General features: G+C 70.7%; 14 protein-coding genes. 9 read left to right on the top strand and 5 right to left on the bottom strand.

What is annotated here, in order from left to right:
* Nucleotides 1–207: 207 nt before the first annotated feature.
* The 4 genes from AMA02S_RS32935 (at nt 208) to AMA02S_RS32920 (ending at nt 3,575) form a co-directional block, all read left to right on the top strand.
* Complete coding sequence (locus AMA02S_RS32935; RefSeq protein ID WP_067466496.1) at nt 208–1,302, top strand: ArsR/SmtB family transcription factor; 1,095 nt, start codon at nt 208–210, stop codon at nt 1,300–1,302.
* A gap of 99 nt (nt 1,303–1,401) precedes the next feature.
* Nucleotides 1,402–2,205, top strand: a complete 804-nt coding sequence (locus AMA02S_RS32930; protein ID WP_245667933.1) for an SAM-dependent methyltransferase — start codon at nt 1,402–1,404, stop codon at nt 2,203–2,205.
* Between the two features lie 141 nt (nt 2,206–2,346).
* A complete protein-coding gene (locus AMA02S_RS32925; protein ID WP_067466490.1) occupies nt 2,347–2,976 on the top strand; it encodes a ClpP family protease in 630 nt (209 codons plus the stop codon).
* Nucleotides 2,973–3,575, top strand: a complete 603-nt coding sequence (locus tag AMA02S_RS32920; protein ID WP_067466487.1) for a ClpP family protease — start codon at nt 2,973–2,975, stop codon at nt 3,573–3,575. Before AMA02S_RS32925 ends, AMA02S_RS32920 begins: the two co-directional genes overlap by 4 nt.
* Before the next feature lie 8 nt (nt 3,576–3,583).
* Here the strand turns inward: AMA02S_RS32920 and AMA02S_RS32915 are convergent, their stop codons facing one another.
* Nucleotides 3,584–3,946, bottom strand: a complete 363-nt coding sequence (locus AMA02S_RS32915; protein WP_067466484.1) for a helix-turn-helix domain-containing protein — start codon at nt 3,944–3,946, stop codon at nt 3,584–3,586.
* A gap of 613 nt (nt 3,947–4,559) precedes the next feature.
* Here AMA02S_RS32915 and AMA02S_RS32905 point away from each other — a divergent pair.
* Complete coding sequence (locus tag AMA02S_RS32905; RefSeq protein ID WP_067466478.1) at nt 4,560–4,886, top strand: trypco2 family protein; 327 nt, start codon at nt 4,560–4,562, stop codon at nt 4,884–4,886.
* On the opposite strand, the gene AMA02S_RS32900 is transcribed toward AMA02S_RS32905, so the two are convergent.
* From AMA02S_RS32900 to AMA02S_RS32890, 3 genes are all read right to left on the bottom strand, one after another.
* The gene (locus AMA02S_RS32900; protein WP_157430987.1) at nt 4,883–9,868 is read right to left on the bottom strand and encodes a type IV secretory system conjugative DNA transfer family protein; all 4,986 of its coding nucleotides are present in this window, start codon (nt 9,866–9,868) and stop codon (nt 4,883–4,885) included. The genes AMA02S_RS32905 and AMA02S_RS32900 overlap by 4 nt on opposite strands.
* Nucleotides 9,865–10,599 carry a hypothetical protein gene (locus tag AMA02S_RS32895; protein WP_067466471.1) on the bottom strand — a complete coding sequence of 245 codons (735 nt, stop codon included), beginning with the start codon at nt 10,597–10,599 and terminating at the stop codon, nt 9,865–9,867. The genes AMA02S_RS32900 and AMA02S_RS32895 overlap by 4 nt, the downstream gene beginning before the upstream one ends.
* A 215-nt stretch (nt 10,600–10,814) precedes the next feature.
* Nucleotides 10,815–11,789, bottom strand: a complete 975-nt coding sequence (locus AMA02S_RS32890) for a LysR family transcriptional regulator (protein WP_084265860.1) — start codon at nt 11,787–11,789, stop codon at nt 10,815–10,817.
* A 337-nt stretch (nt 11,790–12,126) separates the two neighbouring features.
* Between AMA02S_RS32890 and AMA02S_RS32885 the strand changes: the two genes are divergently transcribed.
* From AMA02S_RS32885 to AMA02S_RS32875, 3 genes are all read left to right on the top strand, one after another.
* A complete protein-coding gene (locus tag AMA02S_RS32885; RefSeq protein ID WP_157430986.1) occupies nt 12,127–12,576 on the top strand; it encodes a hypothetical protein in 450 nt (149 codons plus the stop codon).
* A gap of 103 nt (nt 12,577–12,679) precedes the next feature.
* Nucleotides 12,680–13,774: a cysteine synthase family protein gene (locus AMA02S_RS32880; RefSeq protein WP_067466462.1), complete on the top strand. Its 1,095-nt coding sequence runs from the start codon at nt 12,680–12,682 to the stop codon at nt 13,772–13,774.
* Nucleotides 13,775–13,778: 4 nt separating this feature from the next.
* On the top strand, nt 13,779–15,017 hold the full coding sequence (locus AMA02S_RS32875; protein ID WP_067466459.1) for an MFS transporter: 1,239 nt from the start codon (nt 13,779–13,781) through the stop codon (nt 15,015–15,017).
* 14 nt (nt 15,018–15,031) lie between these two features.
* Here AMA02S_RS32875 and AMA02S_RS32870 read toward each other — a convergent pair whose 3' ends face one another.
* The gene (locus AMA02S_RS32870; protein WP_067466457.1) at nt 15,032–15,976 is read right to left on the bottom strand and encodes a LysR substrate-binding domain-containing protein; all 945 of its coding nucleotides are present in this window, start codon (nt 15,974–15,976) and stop codon (nt 15,032–15,034) included.
* 308 nt (nt 15,977–16,284) lie between these two features.
* On the opposite strand from AMA02S_RS32870, the gene AMA02S_RS45170 reads away from it, so the two are divergent.
* The gene (locus AMA02S_RS45170) at nt 16,285–16,611 is read left to right on the top strand and encodes a UBP-type zinc finger domain-containing protein (RefSeq protein WP_218005200.1); all 327 of its coding nucleotides are present in this window, start codon (nt 16,285–16,287) and stop codon (nt 16,609–16,611) included.
* The last annotated feature ends 145 nt before the right edge of the window (nt 16,612–16,756 follow it).

Here is a 16,756-nt window from a genome sequence, read left to right as displayed (position 1 = left end):
GCGGGGTCGCGCCGCGCCGCCGTCCGCCTGCGCGCGTGAAGCTCGGGGATTACTGAAAATGTCCCCGTCCGTACGTACGGGTGTTCGATAATTTCAACGCCACGACCAACGCCGTCTCACTGCCTTGGCGGTTCACTGCCGCCGCGGCATCGTCCGCTGGGTGATGCCGGCCCTATCAGCGAAAGCTGAAGGACGGGAGGACATTTCATGGTGGCGCTCCACTTCACTGCTGATGATCTCCGTCGCATCACCATCGCCCCCAGGGCGGAGCCGATGGCCGAACTCGCCTTCAGCGCGATGGTCCTGCAGACGCCCGAGACCCGGGGCCTCGGCCAGGACTGGAAGCGCGCGGTGACGGCGCGGCTGCAGGCGGACGCCATGCCGATCTTCGACCTCACCCAGCAGTTCAAGTACTTTCCGGACTTCCTCAGCCCCTTGGGAGTCACCGATCCGGCCACCGGTATCGATACCGTCTTCGAAACACCGGTCACGGAGCTGGAATCGCAGCTCACCATGCTCAAGAAAGTACAGCGTCTCCCCCCATGGACCCGTGAGCTGGCCGCGGGTCAGCCTCGCGCCCGCAACGAGTTGCGGACCGCGTTGCGCCAGTTGTATCGCGTCGCCCTTGAGCCGTACTGGGAAACGATCACCGCTCGCGTCCTGACCGACCGGGTGGCCCGCGGCCAGGTCCTCCTGGACGGCGGTGTCGATGCCCTGCTCGCGACACTGCATCCCACCCTGCGCTGGCGGTCGCCGATCCTGGAGTGCGTCTCCACGGTGCCCGGGCGCAGGATCAACCTCCGCGGACGCGGGCTGCTGCTGATCCCCTCGGCGCTCGCCCCGCGGCCCGCCTGCGCCGTCATCCCCGGCAAGCCGCTCTGCCTGTTCTACCCCGTCCGCGTGACCGAGCGGCCATCGGACGGCGCCGCGCTGGCGGCGCTGCTCGGCGCCACCCGGGCCGCCGTCCTTCAGGAACTCCATCGCCCGTCCAGCACGACCCAGCTCGCCGACAGGGTCTTCGTCTCTCTCCCCTCGATCAGCCAGCACACCGCGGTGCTCCGCCGCGCCGGACTGATCACCACCCAACGCGTCGGCCCGGCTGTGATGCACAGCCTGACTCCGCTGGGCGCGCAGCTCATCCACGCCGGCCCCCTCGAAAACGGGCCGGCCGTGCCTGCCGGAGGACCGGAGCAGGCGTCCGGTGTCTTCTCGATACCGGCGCAGCCGAGAAATCCGTCCGGAGAACGACCACGGACGGCGACCATCGAGCACGCGAGAGGCTCGCGGGCGGAGGTCGAATAGAACCCGGCGTATCCCCCAAACACTCCGGCGTTCTTCGCCAAAGGGAGAAAAGACTTAAGGTGGGTCGTCTACCGACAGCTAGACGATCAGGGGATCCCCGTGACCGACCGCGAGCTGGATCTGAAGACCGAAATCCCCCATTCTGCCCGAATTTACGACTACCTTCTCGGCGGCAAAGACAACTTCCCCGCCGATCGAGCGGCAGCCACGAACATCGTCAAGGATTGGCCCAGCCTTCCGACGGGCATGCGCGCCAATCGAAGGTTCATGGCCCGGATGGCCCATCGACTCGCCGCCGAGCACGGCATCAGGCAGTTCCTCGACATCGGAACCGGACTGCCCACCTCCCCGAACCTGCACGAGGTGGTCCAGGCCGTCGCGCCCGAGGCGCGGATCGTATATGTCGACAACGACCCGATCGTGCTTGTCCACGCACGGGCCCTGCTGACCAGCACCGCCGAGGGCAGGACGGGCTATCTGGACGCCGATTTCCGGGACCCCGAGGCGATCCTGGAGTCCGAGCAGCTGCGCGGCGACCTGGACCTGGACCGGCCCGTCGCGCTGAGTCTGATCGCGATCCTGCATTTCATCGTCGACGACGCCGAGGTACGGCGGATCATCGACCGCCTCATGGAACCGCTGGCTCCCGGCAGCATCCTGGCGCTGTCCACGACCACGTTCGACAACAACCCCGAGGTGGTGGCCGCAGGCGTGGCCGCCTACAACGCTCACGGCATACCGACGGTGGCCCGCACCAGGACGGTGGTGGAGACCTTCTTCGACGGACTGGAGATCCTCGACCCGGGCGTCGTGGCCGTCCACCGATGGCACCCCGATCAGGAGTCGTCCAAGCTCGACGACAGCCAGATCACCATTCACGGGGGCATCGCCCTCAAGCACTGAGCGACGCCCGCCGGACGACGCCCCGGCCACCTCGTCCTTCCAGGCGCAGCCGGGCGCGGGACACGGTTCTGCTGCTCTGAGCGGATCCGCCGCAGGCAGATCAGGCTGTGGTCGGCGCTCGCCTCGGCGCAGAGTGAGGGCATGAGCGAGGAACAGAGAACCCCGTTGTTCAACGAACGAGTCCGGCGTGAGCTCTACCAGCAACGCGTTCTCGTACTCGACGGCGTGCTCGATGATGACAACGGCACGCTGCTGGCGACACAGCTGATCACCCTGGCGGGCGAGGACTCGTCCGCGGACATCGCGCTGTGGATCCACTCCCCTGGCGGGTCGGTCCCGTCGATGCTCGCGATCCGCGATGTCATGCGGCTCATCCCGTGCGACGTGGCCACGGTGGTGCTGGGCATCGCCTACAGCGCCGGCCAGTTCCTGCTTTCCTCGGGGACCCGCGGCAAGCGCCGCGCCATGCCGCACGCGCGGGTACTGATGCACCAGGGCTCCGCCGGTATCGCCGGCGCCGCGGTCGACATCGAACTCCAGGCCAACGACCTGCGCCACACCCGCGACACGGTGCTCGGACTCATCGCCGAGGACACCGGCCAGCCCCTGGAGCAGGTCTTCGAGGACTCGCTGCACGACCGCTGGTACACGGCGCGGGAAGCACTCGAGTACGGGTTCGTCGACGCGATCGTCAGCGCCCTCGACGAGGTCGTGCCGGCCGGTCGTCGCCCCATCGGGCTCGGTGTCCCCTCGGAAGGGGCGGTCCGATGAGCACCTACACGATCCCGAACGTCATCGCGCAACACCCTCGCGGTGAACGGATCATGGACGTCTACTCGCACCTGCTGACGGAGCGGATCATCTATCTCGGCACCGCCATCGACGCGGGAGTCGCGAACGCCCTGGTCGCACAGTTGCTGCATCTGGAGTCCGACAACCCCGAACGCGATATCCAGCTGTACATCAACTGCGAGGGCGGGGATCCGAGCGCGATGCTGGCGGTGTACGACACGCTGCGCTACATCCGCCCGCAGACCGCGACCATCTGCGTGGGGCAGGCGGTCGCCGTCGGCGCCGTGCTCCTGGCCGCGGGCACCCCCGGCAAACGCGCCGCGCTGCCCCACGCTCGCGTTGTCCTGCACCAGCCGACGGGGCAGAGTCGCGGAGCGATCCCCGACCTCATCCTCCAGGCGGACGAGGTCGTCCGCGTGCGTGCGGACCTCGAACGCATCCTCTCCCGGCACACCGGGCAGGACACCGCGACACTGCGGGCGGACACGGATCGTGACCGCGTGTTCTCCGCGAACGCGGCGCTGGACTACGGCCTCGTCGACCACGTGATCGAGGAACAGCAACCCCTGCCCGTGTAGGGCCGCGCTTACGCGGCCAGAGCGTAGGCCGCCTTGCAGGTCGCGCCCGCCGGAGCGGTCACGGCAGGCGCGGCCAGCAGGCTCGTCGCGACCGCGAGCGTCAGGTCACCGAGCGAGACGTCCAGAGCGCCGGCGACCGCGGCGATCATCTCGCTCGACGGCTCCTTGACACCCCGTTCCATCTCGGAGAGGTACTGCGGCGAGACCCCCGCACGACGGGCGGTCTCGACCAGTGTCTCGCCACGGTCGAAGCGCAGGCGCCTCAGGCATCGCCCGAGCGCGTCGCGCCACAACGGCTCGGTCGGCCGGCGCGTCGCGGCCGGCTCGCGCGCCCCCTCGTCGACGGTCGTACGCGGTCGGGTGCTCTCCATGCGCACATAGTAGGACGGCCGCGCTCACGGTCCTACCGGTTCCGCCGACCGCAGAACGGCGGCGAGCAGAGGGGGAAAGATCGTCGTGCGGCCGGGCGAGTTGCCCGGCGCCCGCCAGTGTCGAGGTGGACTTTCGGCACTGGCGGGCACGCGAGTTCCTCTCCCCGGGCGTCCTGGGGTGGCGGGAAGAGGAGCTTTACGGACTGGATACGCGACGGTTCTCGCTGCTGCGACCCAGGCCAGGCGACCTCGGGCATCAGCAACATCAGCACGCGCGTGGGTTCATCGGGGTTCTCCTTGTTGTGGCGGCCTTTTCGGCACACCACTTGGCGGGGTACTGGGAGCTGCTGCGCCGCTGTCCGCTGTAAGCCGCTTCGGGGCCGGGTACCGAGCTCTCACAGCGCGCGGGATGGGCGCCGGAGCTGCCGGGCGCCCGTCCCGCGAAGTCATGGTCCAATACGCGACCGCAGGATCGGTACTTCCAATCGGTCATAGCACCCGGCTGTGGGAGAACACCGCATCAGGGACGGCGACTCCGCAGGCAATTGTTCGGGATTCGGTAGGGTGTGAGTTCCTGGGCAGAGCTGGGCAGGGTTCCCCGGAAGGTGGGCATATGGGCAGTCCCGATGCGACGGACGGCGTGTCGATCTCCGAGGCGATGGAGAGCCTGCGGCAGCAGGTGCAGGCAGCGGCGTCACGTCCGCAGCAGGGCGGTCTGTTGTTCGACCTCAAGCAGATCGAAGTCGAGTTCCAGGTCGAATTGACCACCAAGGTGCAGGGGTCGGCGACGGTGAAGCTGTGGACCGTCCTCACCGCACGCGCCGGTGCGGAGCGGGCGCGGAGCAACACCCACCGGGTCCGGCTCACACTCGAACCCCATCTGGGAGTCCAGCACGCGCGGCCGGGAGCGGTGCCGCTCTCGGACGAGGACGAGGACTAAAGGCGGGTCGACAGCACCACCATTGCCGAAAGGTCGCTGTCGTCGCTCCGGGCGACACGGATGAGCTCCGTGTCGTGAGTGGAGGAGCGGAGCGTGACCTCCTCGATGGGGAGGTGCTCGTAGACGCACAGAGCGGTGCCGGGTTCGAGCTGGCGTACCGACCTGCGGCGCAGGCCGCGGCCCCGCTCGTCGGCGAAGATGCGGTCGACGAGATCCATGGTGGCCCGGTCCCGGTTGCCGGGCAGGACCATGAGCGCCGAATGGTTGTTGAGGATGCTGTCCGCGCGCGCCTGCCCGTACAGCGCCGTGATCTGTGAGACGTCGTGGAACACCGTGACCAGCTGGATCTTGGTCCCGGCGGCGGTGGTCGCGATGGTGTCCAGGTCGTCGATCCGCGCGATGTTCCCGGCCTCGTCCAGCAGGAGCAGGAGGTTGAGCTGTTCGCCCTGCCACTTGTACGCCTGGGTGATCACGGAGCGGACCAGCGCGGTGAAGAGCGGGGCGAGCTGTTCCTGTTCCTCGGGCGGCGCGCACAGATAGAGGACGTCCCCCTTGCTCGCCAGGAACTCCTTCACCGAGAAACCGGTCCGTGAGGAGGACCGGACGGCGGTCGACTCGTACGCGCGCAGGACGTCCCGGGCCGTCGCGTACACCCCGTCCCGGGTGGCGTCCACCATCACCGAGAACGTGCGGAAGATGTCCCCCGCCTCATGCGCCGCACCCGAGGTCTCCAGCCGCGCGAACACCTCGGCCCGCGTCCCCGTCCTGATCCACCGGCTCACCGCGTCCATCGTCTGCCCGGTGCGCGCCGCGGCGTGCAGGAGAGGTTGGAGCAGCAGGCTCGCCTGGGAGTACCAGAAGCGGCCGTTGTCCAGATTCTCCGCGCCCTGCCGTGCCGACTCCGTCAGCGCGTGGGCCATCGCGATGGCCTGCTCCCAGATCTCGCAGCCGTCGAGCGGGTTCCAGCTGGCCAGCGCCGTGCCCCCGGCGAACAGCGAGCGCGTCGGCTCGAACACCGACGTTCGCCCCATCCTGGCCCGGTGCTGGATGCTGCCCGTGACGACGTCCGAGCGGACCGACGTGACGAGGACCGGCCCGTCCCACTCCAGCAGGGTCGGGATGATCAAAGACGTGGTCTTCCTGCTGCGCTGCGGCCCCAGCACCAGGACCGGCCGGTACTCGCGCGCCGCCACCGGACCGCCCCGGAACTTCCCGAGGATCACCCGGTGCCGGCCGGGTTCCAGGTCGGCGAAGTCCTTCGGCGGCGTCTCGCCGACCGGCACCGTCTCGGGCGACTCCAGGCTGGCGATCTTCTGCCGGATCAGTTCCCGGTCCTCGGCGTCGCCCGGCGTCTCGTCGTCCAGCAGGAACTCCTCCAGCGTCCGGCGGAGAAGCAGCGCCCCGGCGGCCGGGTCGTCCGCGGCCTCGTAGCCGGAGGCCACGACGTAGCGGGCGAGCGCCAGAATCCTGCGGTTGAAGTCGTTGGGCCGCTCCACGACCAGCCGCTCCGCCTCGCCGAGGGCCCGCTGCGCCTCGGCGACCGCCTCGTCGGTGCGGCCGGCATCGTCCAAGGCGCCGACCAGCAGCAGACGCGCGCCGACGAGCAGGATCAGACCGCTCACGTTCGCCGGCTGGGCGGCCAGCTCGGCGTACGCCGCCACGGCGCGGGTCGCGGCCTCGACACTCTCCACCGGACGGCCCCGGGCGACCTCGACGTCCGCCAGCGTACGCGTGATCAACGCGGCGGCCTCGGCCGCCCGGGGCGCGAGCGCGGCGTCGAGCCGGTTCACCCGGTCCAGCGTCTGCTCAAGGATCTCGCTGGCGGCCGCGAAGTCGTCGGACGTGGCGCACACGTCGGCCTGGGCGACGGCCGAACTCACCATTGCCCACAGATACAGGACGGGCCGCTTCGCGAATCCGAGCCGTGCCGCGCCCGCCGCGGCTCGTGCGGCCTCCCGCGCGTCCTCAAGGTGACCGGTCTCGCAGTACATCCGCGACAGCTGCGCCTCGGACTCCACGTAGTACGCGCCGTAGAGGTCGGCGGACTCCCGGTAGAGCGCGAAGATCTCGTCCCGGGCCTGTTCTGCGAAGTGCAGGCCCTCGTCCTGATCCTCACCGATCACGATCGCGGCCGAGGCGAACCGGACCAACGCGAGCCGGAACCGCGCGTCCCGCAGGCCCGACGCGGCCATGTCGGCCGCGTACGCCTCGGCCTTGCGGGCCGCGACGACGGCCTCGTCCTGGCGGCTCAGCGTGGCATGCAGCAGCGCAAGCGCGCTCCACAGGCTGCTCAGCTCGGTGGCGTACTGCTCGCCGGCCTCCGCCTCGATCTCGGTGATGCCCCGCCGGATCAACGCCTCCGCCTGGGCGAAGTCGCCCTTGGTCTGGAGCAGGAAGGACGTGATCGACCAGAGCCGTGTCCTGGCGGCGACGTCCAGCAGTGGCAGATCTTCGGCGGTCCGCGTCGCGATCTGCTCGGCCTCCGCGTCCCGCCCGTTGGTCAGGTAGGCGCCGATCAGCAGCAGCCGTGTCTCGAAGAGCTGCGCGGTGTGGACGCCGGGCTCGCGGCGTTCCAGTTCCTCGACGACCTGCACCGCGTGCTCGGCGTCCTGCGCGGCGATCACGGGCCGGCTCGCGGACAGGTGGACGACGCTCCCCGCGCTCAGCACCCGGGCCATCTCCGGGCTGGACACATACGTCGGCGTCGAGCCGAGGTAGCTCATCGCCTGTTCGAAGGGGGTCTGGGCGGCGTCGTACAGACCCGCGGTGGTGAGCGCGCTCGCGGCCCGCGCGGACAACGCCGCCGCCTTGGCGGTGTCGTCGCTCGCGGCGGCCCACCCCGCCGCGCTCCGGTAGATCGCCGCCGCGAGCGTCTGAAGCTCGGTCCGCAGCGGGAACTCCGACTCCGCCGCCCGCGCCGCGGCCGCCGACGGCGGGCAGAGCTGGACACCCGACGCGAGCCGGGCGGGCAGCAGCCGGGCGTCGTGACCGGGCGCGGGCAGCCCGGGTGTGGTCACGTCGATCGCCTGCCGGACCAGGACGTCCAGATGGGAGTCGAGCAGCGCGACGAGCTCGGCCCGGGTGGTCGCCGCGACCGTGCCCACCGGCGAGTCGCACATGCGCAGCAGGACCTCCAGGGCGCGTGAGCGCTGCCCCGGCGAGGTGATCACGTCGAACAGGGCGCTCGGCCGGGCGCCGTCGAGCAGGGTGTCGGCGATGAGCTGCTCGCCGAGCAGGTCCGGTTGGATCTGCGGCAGCAGCCGGCCCGTCCCGTAGTGGGAGGCGATCCGCGCGAGGACGGCGTCCTGGGCCTGCTCGGACCGGACCTCGGGGGCGGCCAGAGCGGTGAGCGCGGCACGTGACTCCGCCTCCGAGTCCGTGCCGAACAGCGTCGCGACCGCGAACAGCTCACGCCGCGTCGACTCGGAGACGTCCATGCCCTGGAACAGGTCGCGCCAGTACCGCCTCTCCTCCCGGTCCAGCAGCCCGCGCAACACCCCCGCGGCGCCGCCGGGCGCGGCCGCCGCGGCCGTGCCGTCCTCCCGCTCCAGCAGGCGGAGCAGCGCGTTGGCGTGCACGAGCAGCGGGGTCGGCAGATCGGCCACGTCCTCGTCCGGGACGCTCGGCGACTCCTCTCCTTCCAGGCCCAGCGCCGCCGCGAACGCCTCGGTGGCCGCGGCGAAATGGGCGGCGCGTTCCTCGGCCGGCAGGGGTGCCCGGCCGAGGGTCAGCTCCCGTTCGGTGCCCTGACCGGTCGCGTCCACGTCGGTCTCCATCGCGAGCCGGCGCTGGAAGGCCGCTCCGTCCCGGACCACGGCCAGCACCCGCACCCGGTCGGTCCCGTAGGCCGCGGCCCCGTCGAGCAGATCGGCCACGTACGCCTGGAGATGGTCGGCGTAGTCCACCACCAGCAGCGTGGGCCGGCCCAGTTCCCCGATGCCCAGGTCGGCGGTGGCCGCGCCCTCGGCGATCACGGTCCCGCAGATCCAGCCCGCCCGGCCGAGTCGCAGGCAGAGCTCACCGGCCAGCCTGCTCTTGCCCGCGCCGCCCTCGCCCGCCAGGACGGCGTGGCTCACCTGCGCGTCGCTCTCGCACCAGTCCCGCAGCCACCGCTCCGGCTCGGCCCGCGGGATGAACGGCACGACCTCGGCCCTGGCCGCCAGCAACTCCACGGGGCGGGGACGCTCCGCCTGGCCCGTGTCCGAGGCGGCTCGCTGCCCCTGGAGCCGGAGGCGCTGGCGCTGGCCCACCTCGATGGTGACCTCGTTGCTCAGCCGCGGGAGGTCCTGCCGCCGCCACGCCTCGGGCAGGTGAGCGGCGAGGCCCGGGTCGGCGAGCACGCTCGCGATCGGCGCGGCGTGCAGCCGGATCGCCGGGAAGCCGCTGGGCGCCTCGGTGATGACACCGACCAGCAGCCGGCCCGGTCCGAACACCGCGGCGCCGGACAGCCCCGCCCAGCCCGACCTCGGCGGTCCGCCGCTCCGCGCGGCCGTCAGCTCGGGGGTGGCGGGCGCCGCCGAGCCGACATCGAGCACGAGGATCGTGTCCTTGGACCTGGTCCGCGTGTCCGGACGGAGCACGCCGAGAACGGTCTCGGTGTCGCGCTCGGCCCGGTTGCGGTGCACCGAGGGGAAGCCGCACACCTGGCAGGGGGCCCGCCCCGCGACGTCCACCAGCCCCGGTCGCTCGGCGGACACCATGGTCCACGGGGCGTCGACGAGAAGCAGTGCCACGTCGAGCCTGGGGCCCGAGGGCAGGACCACTTCGCGGACCTTGGCCCAGTCGTCCTCGCCGGTGGCGGAGGCTTGCCGGACCCGGATCGCGGCCGGCTCGCCGGCGGCGTCGACCACCACGTGCTGCGCGGTGATGATCAGTCCCGGCGCGATGACGTGCCCGGTACCACGACCGACCTTCGCGCCGAGCAGCCGGTGCTCGATCTCCACGACGCGGGTGAGGTCAGGCCGTCCTGGCGCCGGGCTCATGATGCTCCGCTCTCGTCGGTCGCGGGTGCGGGTGCGGGTGCGGGTTGACTTGCCGGATCGGGCTGACTCACGGGTTCACGTTCGGCTTCTGGTTCGGCTTCCCGTTCGGGCACGGCCTCCGGGTCGGACGCGGACTGAGATTCGGGCGCGGACTCCGGGTCGGGCGCGGGATCGGGATCGGGATCGGGATCGGGTGAGGTGATCGTCATCTGCACGGCATGGGGGTCCGTGCCGCACCGCCGCCAGATCCGTCCCGACAGGTCCCGGTACCAGAGGGCGACCTGGCCGACGTCGAGCTCGGGGTCGCCGGGTTCGAGGCTGAGGTACTGGTCGACCACGTCCGCGGGAGCGAGCACGGTCCCGCCGGCCATCCGTGCCGGCGCCAGATCGGGGTCACGGGTCACGCCCATGACGAAGACCGCCTCGCCGCCGACATTGCGGATCCCGAACACGCCGACCCCCTTCTCGCCGTAGGCGGGGTTGGCGGGATAGACCTCGATACGGGAGAAGACCACCGTCTTGGCGATGCCCTCGGTTCCCCCCAGCACCGCGTCGCTGATCCTCTGCTCGCGCTCGGCCCGGGCGGTCGCGATCGACAGGTAGTCGATGAGCGGTTTCCGGAGCTCGGCGAGGTGCCGGTTGACGGACTTGAGCTGAAAGCCGGCGTACACGCCGGTCCCCAGCAGAACGAGCAGCAATTCAATGATCACAATGTTGAGCTGGTCGTTCAATTCTCCCCCTGGTGACACGCACCAAGTCGCCCCGGACCTTCATCACACGATTCAGATCGGACATTGCACAAGAGATCTGCCCGGCCATCCACCGTGCCATGTCACGGTCGTCCGTTGCCGACGGGATATGGAGACCAGGCCGCTTCCGGACAATGTCCATTGGTCATGCGCCCGGCCGTGGGCGAGCGTCTCGCCGGGAACGGCAGTCGGCGGGCTCAGGAGGCGGGGGGATCGAAGGTCCGGGGACGGGCGTCGGGGTGATCGGCGAGCCAGGGCAGGGTGGCGATGTGGCGCTGAACGACCGCGTTGTACAGCTCGTGATGGGTGCGATGCAGGATGTCGATCTCGCCGACGCCGACGGTGGTCAGGCGCCAGCGAAGGACGCGGTAGGCGTCGGTGACGTGCCCGTCGAGGGCGACGACGGTGATCCCCTCCACGGGCTCCCAGGTGGGCGCGACGAGCGCGATGGCCAACCCGGCCGCGATGAAGCCGATGATGCCGCTCGTCTCCATGTCGGCGTAGCGGAACCGGGGGGTGAAGCCCGCGGCCTCGCACGCGGCGCGCAGCATGGCGGTGCCGCCGTCGTCGCCTCCCTGCGGCGGGATCCAGGTCTCGGCGGCGAGATCGGCCAGGCGGACGCGGCCGCGGGCGGCGAGCGGGTGGGCGGACGGCAGCGCGATGCCGCAGGGCTCGACGGTGATCAGGCGCTCGGCGGTGCCGGGCGGGCATGGCGGCGCGTGATGGTCGGCGACCCGTCCCATGAAGACCACGTCGACCTGGTCCTTGGCGAGCAGGTGGGTGAGGACGGCACCGGAGTGGTCCAGGCTGGTGGTGACGGCACGGTGCGGCAGTTCGGTCCCGAGGCGGCGCAGCCACCGCCCGAGCAGGAGGTGCGAATGCGTGCCGAGCCGGAGGCGCATGCGGGTGCCGCTGCCGGGCAGGCTGGCGAGCAGGTCGTCCATGTCGGTCAGCACCCCGCGGGCGCGGGCCACGACGTGCCGGCCCAGCGCGGTCAGGGTGATGCCGCGCCGGCTGCGGACGAACAGCGGACCGCCGAACGCCTTCTCCATCCGGCAGAGCTGCTTGCTGAGCGTGGGCTGGGAGACGCCCAGGTTCGCCGCGGCGCGCGTAATGCTCCCCGTCTCGGCGAGCTGGCTGAGCACGCGCAGATGGCGTATTTCAACTTGCATGGCGTGAAGTTATGCACTAATGGTAGGTCCCGCAAGTGTTCAGCGCTGTCAATCTGACTTTTTCGTGATCCATTCGCCTCAAATAAGAAACTTTCCTATTCATTTAGCCGGGTTCCGGAGAACACGCTCCGGCACGGTGATCACAAAGCACCCATCAGAAGGCGGCCGCCCACCCACTGCCATCCAGGACTGCCGCCCCGTCCCGGGTCTGAACGGTGCCGTTCACGCATGCGTACCGGGTCATTCGCGCCCTTCTACGCCCCTCGAATCAACATTGAAAATCTCCCATATTCACTCTATGGAAAGAGACACTACCCTCGGTTACCCTTTCAAGGTCATGCGCTTCGCCATAAGCAGAATAAGCCATCGCAGGCATCGTGGCCTGCGGTTTTATATTCTGCTGTCCGTCGCGGTTTTCCTCGCATACGGGGTGCCGTGCACGCCCCTGGGGGATTGTCACGGCGAACACATCGCCTCGACGGCGGCGGAGGCCATACCACTGCCGAGCGCCTGCGCCACCGGCACCTCGGTGCCGGCGCTGGTGCTCCACCACGAGAAATGCCATGAGGCCCCACCCGACGGGGCGATGCCGCGCGGTGAGGCGGTGGAAGCGCCGGATCACCCGCTCCTGCCCGTCCTCTCCGCGCCGGTCACCGTCCTGTGGGCCGGCCTGGACGGCGCGCCGTGCCCACCTTCCCTGCCGGGGGCGCGGTTAGCCGGCTTCGGCCTGGCGGAGCACCGTACGGGTGCCGCCGCCCTGGCCGCGCTGTGCGTTTTCCGGACCTGATCGGCCGCTCGACTCAGGCACCACGTCGAGCACAGAAACATGACCTGTCACGTTTCGCGGCCGAAGAGGACCATTCGCAATGAAGTCGATAAGCAGTACACGCATGCCCGAGCTCCTGGACGTCATCGGGCAGACTCCGGCGGTACGCCTGCGCAATCTCACGACCGACGGTGAGGCGCAGCTGATCGCCAAGCTGGAGAACACCAATCCCGCGGGCAGTCTCAAGGACCGCCCCGCCTGGTACATCGTCGAGCACGCCGAGCGGACCGGGCTGCTCCGTCCCGGCGGGACGATCATCGAATCGTCCTCGGGGAACTTCTCCATCGCACTGGCGATGATCGGCGCGTCCCGCGGCTATCGCGTGATCGCCGTCGTCGATCCCAAACTCACCCCCACCAACCGCGGCCTGCTGGAAGCATTCGGCTCGGAGATCGTCATCGTCGACGAGCCCGACGACTCGGGCTCCTATCACAAGACCCGAATCGCCTACGCCAACAAGCTGCATCGAGAAATCCGCAACTCGTTCCGTCCTGACCAATGCTTCAATCCGCTCAACAGCCAGGCGCATTACCGGACGACCGCACGCGAACTGCTCGACCAGGCGCGCCGCCTGACGGCGGTGGTGTGCACGGTCTCCACCGGCGGGCAGCTGGGCGGCATCGCCAGGGCCGTCAAGGAGCGCGCGCCGCACGTCGCGGTGATCGGCGTCGATGTGTGGGGTTCCACCGTCTTCGGGGGCGAGCCGCACCCGTACCTGGTCCCCGGCGTCGGGCTGAGCTGGACGCCCTCGAACCTCTCGGACCTGTCGCTGGTGGACCAGGTCTACAAGGTCACCGACGAGGACGCCTTCCGCGCCTGCCGCACCCTGGTGCGCAGCGAGGGGCTGTTCGCCGGTGTCTCGACCGGCGCGGCCCTCACCGTCGCGCTGGCGAAGGCGATGCGCGGCCGGCCGGGGCAGCAGGTCGCCTTCCTGGCCGCCGACCGCGGCGAGCGGTACCTGGCCACCGCCTTCAACGACGGCTGGCTGGAAGCCCACGGGCTCACGACCGCCACCGCCCCCGACGAGCTCCGCGGACGCGCGCGGGAGCTCACGCCCTACTCCACCAGGCCGGCCGCCGAATGCGCCAACCACCGCCCGGGGCTGGCCGCCGAACTCGGCTGCCCCAGCATCGTGCTGGCGCGCTCCGAGTGGAGGTGACGGGATGCTCACCGTTCTCCGCGAGCGGTCGTTCCGCCGCCTGTGGCTGAGCTACTCCGCCTCGGCGGCGGCGACCGGCATGATGCCGACGGCCCTGACGCTGGCCGTCCTGGACACCGCCGGGCTCTCCGCGCTCGGCCTGGTGCTGGGCGCGCGGACGCTGGGGTTCGTCCTCGGGTCCCTGCCCGGCGGGATCATCGCCGACCGTTATCCCCGCGCCGTCGTGCTGACCGTCTCCAGCGCGGTCCGCGGCGGCGCCACGGCGGTGGTCGGCCTCGCCGCCGGCCTGCCCCTCGTCGCCGTCTGCGCCGCGATCTGCTGCGCGGGCGCGGGCGAGGGCACCTTCCGCAGCGCCTACCAGGCCCTCACCGCGGATCTCGTCGACGAGGACCGGCTGCACCAGGCCAACGCCGCCACCACGCTCAGCCTGCGGATCTGGCTCGTGGGCGGCCCGACCGCGGCGGTGGCGCTCTACGCCCAGTTCGGCCGGGGGGCCACCCTGACGATCGCCGCCGCCCTCTGGCTGGGCTCGGCCCTGCTGGCCGCGACCGTCGCCACCGGGCGCCCGTCGTCGCCGGCCGCGGCCGTCCGGTCGTCCATGCTGGTGGAGTTCCGGGAGGGGCTGGCGGAGGCGCGCCGCCACCGCTGGTTCCTCGCCGGCATCACCGCCCTGGTGTTCTGGCTCGCCCTCGGCGAGGCGGCCAAGTACGTGATGTTGCCCGTGGTGAGCCAGCAGCGGTTCGGCTCGAACGCGCTGATCGGCGCCGCGCTCGGCGCCTACTCGGCCGGCGCGATCGCGGGCGCCCTGCTGATGAGCCGCTGGCGGCCCCGGCGGGTGGGCGTGCCCGCCATGATCATGCTGGGCTGCTACGGCCTCGTCCCGCTCTCCCTCGCCCACGCCTCCCACAGTTGGACGATCATCGCCGCCTGCGCCCTCGGCGGGGTCGGCATCGAGGTCTTCAACATCCCCTGGTTCACCGCGATCCAGCGCGAGGTCCCCACCCGGCTCCAGGCTCGTATCTCGTCGCTGGACTTCCTGGTTTCCTACGGGATGAGCCCGGTCGGCTTCGCGGTCATCCCCGTCGCGGTGGACGCCCTCGGCGCCCGCACCGTGCTCGACACCGCCGGCCTCCTGGTCATCGCCAGCGCGCTGGCCACCCTGCTGGTCCCCGGCATGGCCCGCTTCAGCGACCCCCGCAACGAGGAAGAGGAGCGCCCGCGTCCGGTCCACGTCAGCACCTAGCGCCCGTTCGGCGGTCAGTCCGCCGCGCGCTCGGTGGAGGTGTGATCCGGGACGAGCCGGTCCGGGCCGGTGAGCCAGCCGAGTCGCGTCGCCATGGTGCGCGCGCAGTTGACGATGGCGGCGACATAGTCGGAGTCGTTGTCCGCGCGCCAGAGGACCGACCACGGGTAGTGCGCGGCCGGGTCGGCGAGCGGACGCCAGAGGGTGCCCGGAAGCGCGCTGATGCAGGAAGACGGCACGCAGTACAGGCAGCGCCCCTGCGCGACGAGGTCAGCGGCCGCCCGGATGCTCTCGACCGTCCCCTCATGGACCGTGGGGGTGAAGCCGGCGGCGCGGCACAGCTCGACAGTGAACTGGTTGAACTCCGGGGCCTGGGCCTCCGCGGCGAGCAGCAGCGGCTCCCGCGCCAGGACGGCGACCGGCACGGCCTCCATGTCGGCGAAACGATGCCCGTACGGGATCAGGACGCCGAGGGGGTCGTGGCGGAACACCTGCGAGGCGATCTGGCGAGGGGCGAGGGCGGCGCGGCCGATTCCGACATCGAGCCGGCCGTCGGTGAGCAGCTGGAACTGCTCGGGCACACCTGCCTCGATCTGGTGGATGACCAGGCCGGGGTGGCGCGCCTGCGCCTCGTGCAGGATCTGGGGCATCGAGTCGTAGCTCGCGTCGATGATCCCCACCCGGAGGGCGGGGGCCGCGCCGGCGGTGCCGCGGGCGACATCGGCGGCCCGGTCCACGTGTGCCAGGATCTGCCGTGCCTCGACCAGGAACGCCGCGCCGGCCGCGGTCAGCGCGACATGGTGCGTGCTGCGTTCGAGCAAACGGATGCCCAGCTCGCGTTCCAGCCGCTGCACCTGCTGGCTCAGCGCCGACTGGACGATGTGCTCCCGGGCGGCCGCCCGCCCGAAGTGCAGTTCCTCGGCGACGGTCACGAAATAGCGAAGCTGGCGCAGCTCCAAACCGGCACCCCCGGTATACGTCGCCGCCCTCCAACGGCAAAATCCGCTTCTGCCTCGTCCGGGACGGCCTGTTCCGGGCGTTAGGGGGCCGGAGCCGTCCCTGAGCTTGAAGGGCTCTCAACCCAGAGCATACGTTCGTCCGCGGCCGGGGCAGGAGGGCCCCGCAGCCCAGCCCGCGGTTGTTGGGTCCGGGTGATGAGCTTCGCTCCGCTTGCCTGTTTCCAACGGAACGCCGGCGCGATTCACTCGATCATGAGGGCCGACAACCACCGAGCAGGAACGGCGATCACAGAGAGGGAGGGCCTGCCATGGACACCAGCCGGGACGGGGCCCATCACCTCATGTCCTCAAGCGCAACCCCGATCAGCCTGAACGGATCGGCGCCCCGTTGCGGGCATCTCGACGAGTTGGGGCCGGTGACCCCGCGATCGGGCGGATGCCCGGCATGCCAGGCCGCCGGCGATACCTGGACGAGGCTACGGGTCTGCCTGAACTGCGGCTGGGTGGCGTGTTCCGACGACTCGCCCCAGCAGCACGGCCGGGCGCACTACCAGGAAACCGATCACCCGCTCGTCGGCGCCCTTGAGCCGGAATCGACATGGCGATGGTGCTATGTCCATCAGCGCCAGGTCTGACCGGGCGGCGAGAGCCACGTCCCCCGGCCCCCGGCCGCCAGGACTGCTCCAGGCGCTCACCACGATCGCCCCTGTAATGATCGTCTGAACGCACTGGGTTCGCCCGGGACGGCCGGGGAATCGGCGGGGGGCGCAGGAGGGCGGA

It is taken from the genome of Actinomadura macra NBRC 14102, assembly GCF_001552215.1.
Classification (GTDB): domain Bacteria; phylum Actinomycetota; class Actinomycetes; order Streptosporangiales; family Streptosporangiaceae; genus Spirillospora; species Spirillospora macra.
This window is presented reverse-complemented; position numbering and strand designations above follow the sequence as displayed.

Coding starts and splice junctions, on each gene's coding strand:
- AMA02S_RS32935 (WP_067466496.1), top strand. CDS start 208: ATGGTGGCGCTCCACTTCACTGCTGATGATCTCCGTCGCATCACCATC.
- AMA02S_RS32925 (WP_067466490.1), top strand. CDS start 2,347: ATGAGCGAGGAACAGAGAACCCCGTTGTTCAACGAACGAGTCCGGCGT.
- AMA02S_RS32920 (WP_067466487.1), top strand. CDS start 2,973: ATGAGCACCTACACGATCCCGAACGTCATCGCGCAACACCCTCGCGGT.
- AMA02S_RS32915 (WP_067466484.1), bottom strand. CDS start 3,946: ATGGAGAGCACCCGACCGCGTACGACCGTCGACGAGGGGGCGCGCGAG.
- AMA02S_RS32905 (WP_067466478.1), top strand. CDS start 4,560: ATGGGCAGTCCCGATGCGACGGACGGCGTGTCGATCTCCGAGGCGATG.
- AMA02S_RS32900 (WP_157430987.1), bottom strand. CDS start 9,868: ATGAGCCCGGCGCCAGGACGGCCTGACCTCACCCGCGTCGTGGAGATC.
- AMA02S_RS32890 (WP_084265860.1), bottom strand. CDS start 11,789: ATGCAAGTTGAAATACGCCATCTGCGCGTGCTCAGCCAGCTCGCCGAG.
- AMA02S_RS32885 (WP_157430986.1), top strand. CDS start 12,127: ATGCGCTTCGCCATAAGCAGAATAAGCCATCGCAGGCATCGTGGCCTG.
- AMA02S_RS32880 (WP_067466462.1), top strand. CDS start 12,680: ATGCCCGAGCTCCTGGACGTCATCGGGCAGACTCCGGCGGTACGCCTG.
- AMA02S_RS32875 (WP_067466459.1), top strand. CDS start 13,779: ATGCTCACCGTTCTCCGCGAGCGGTCGTTCCGCCGCCTGTGGCTGAGC.
- AMA02S_RS45170 (WP_218005200.1), top strand. CDS start 16,285: ATGGACACCAGCCGGGACGGGGCCCATCACCTCATGTCCTCAAGCGCA.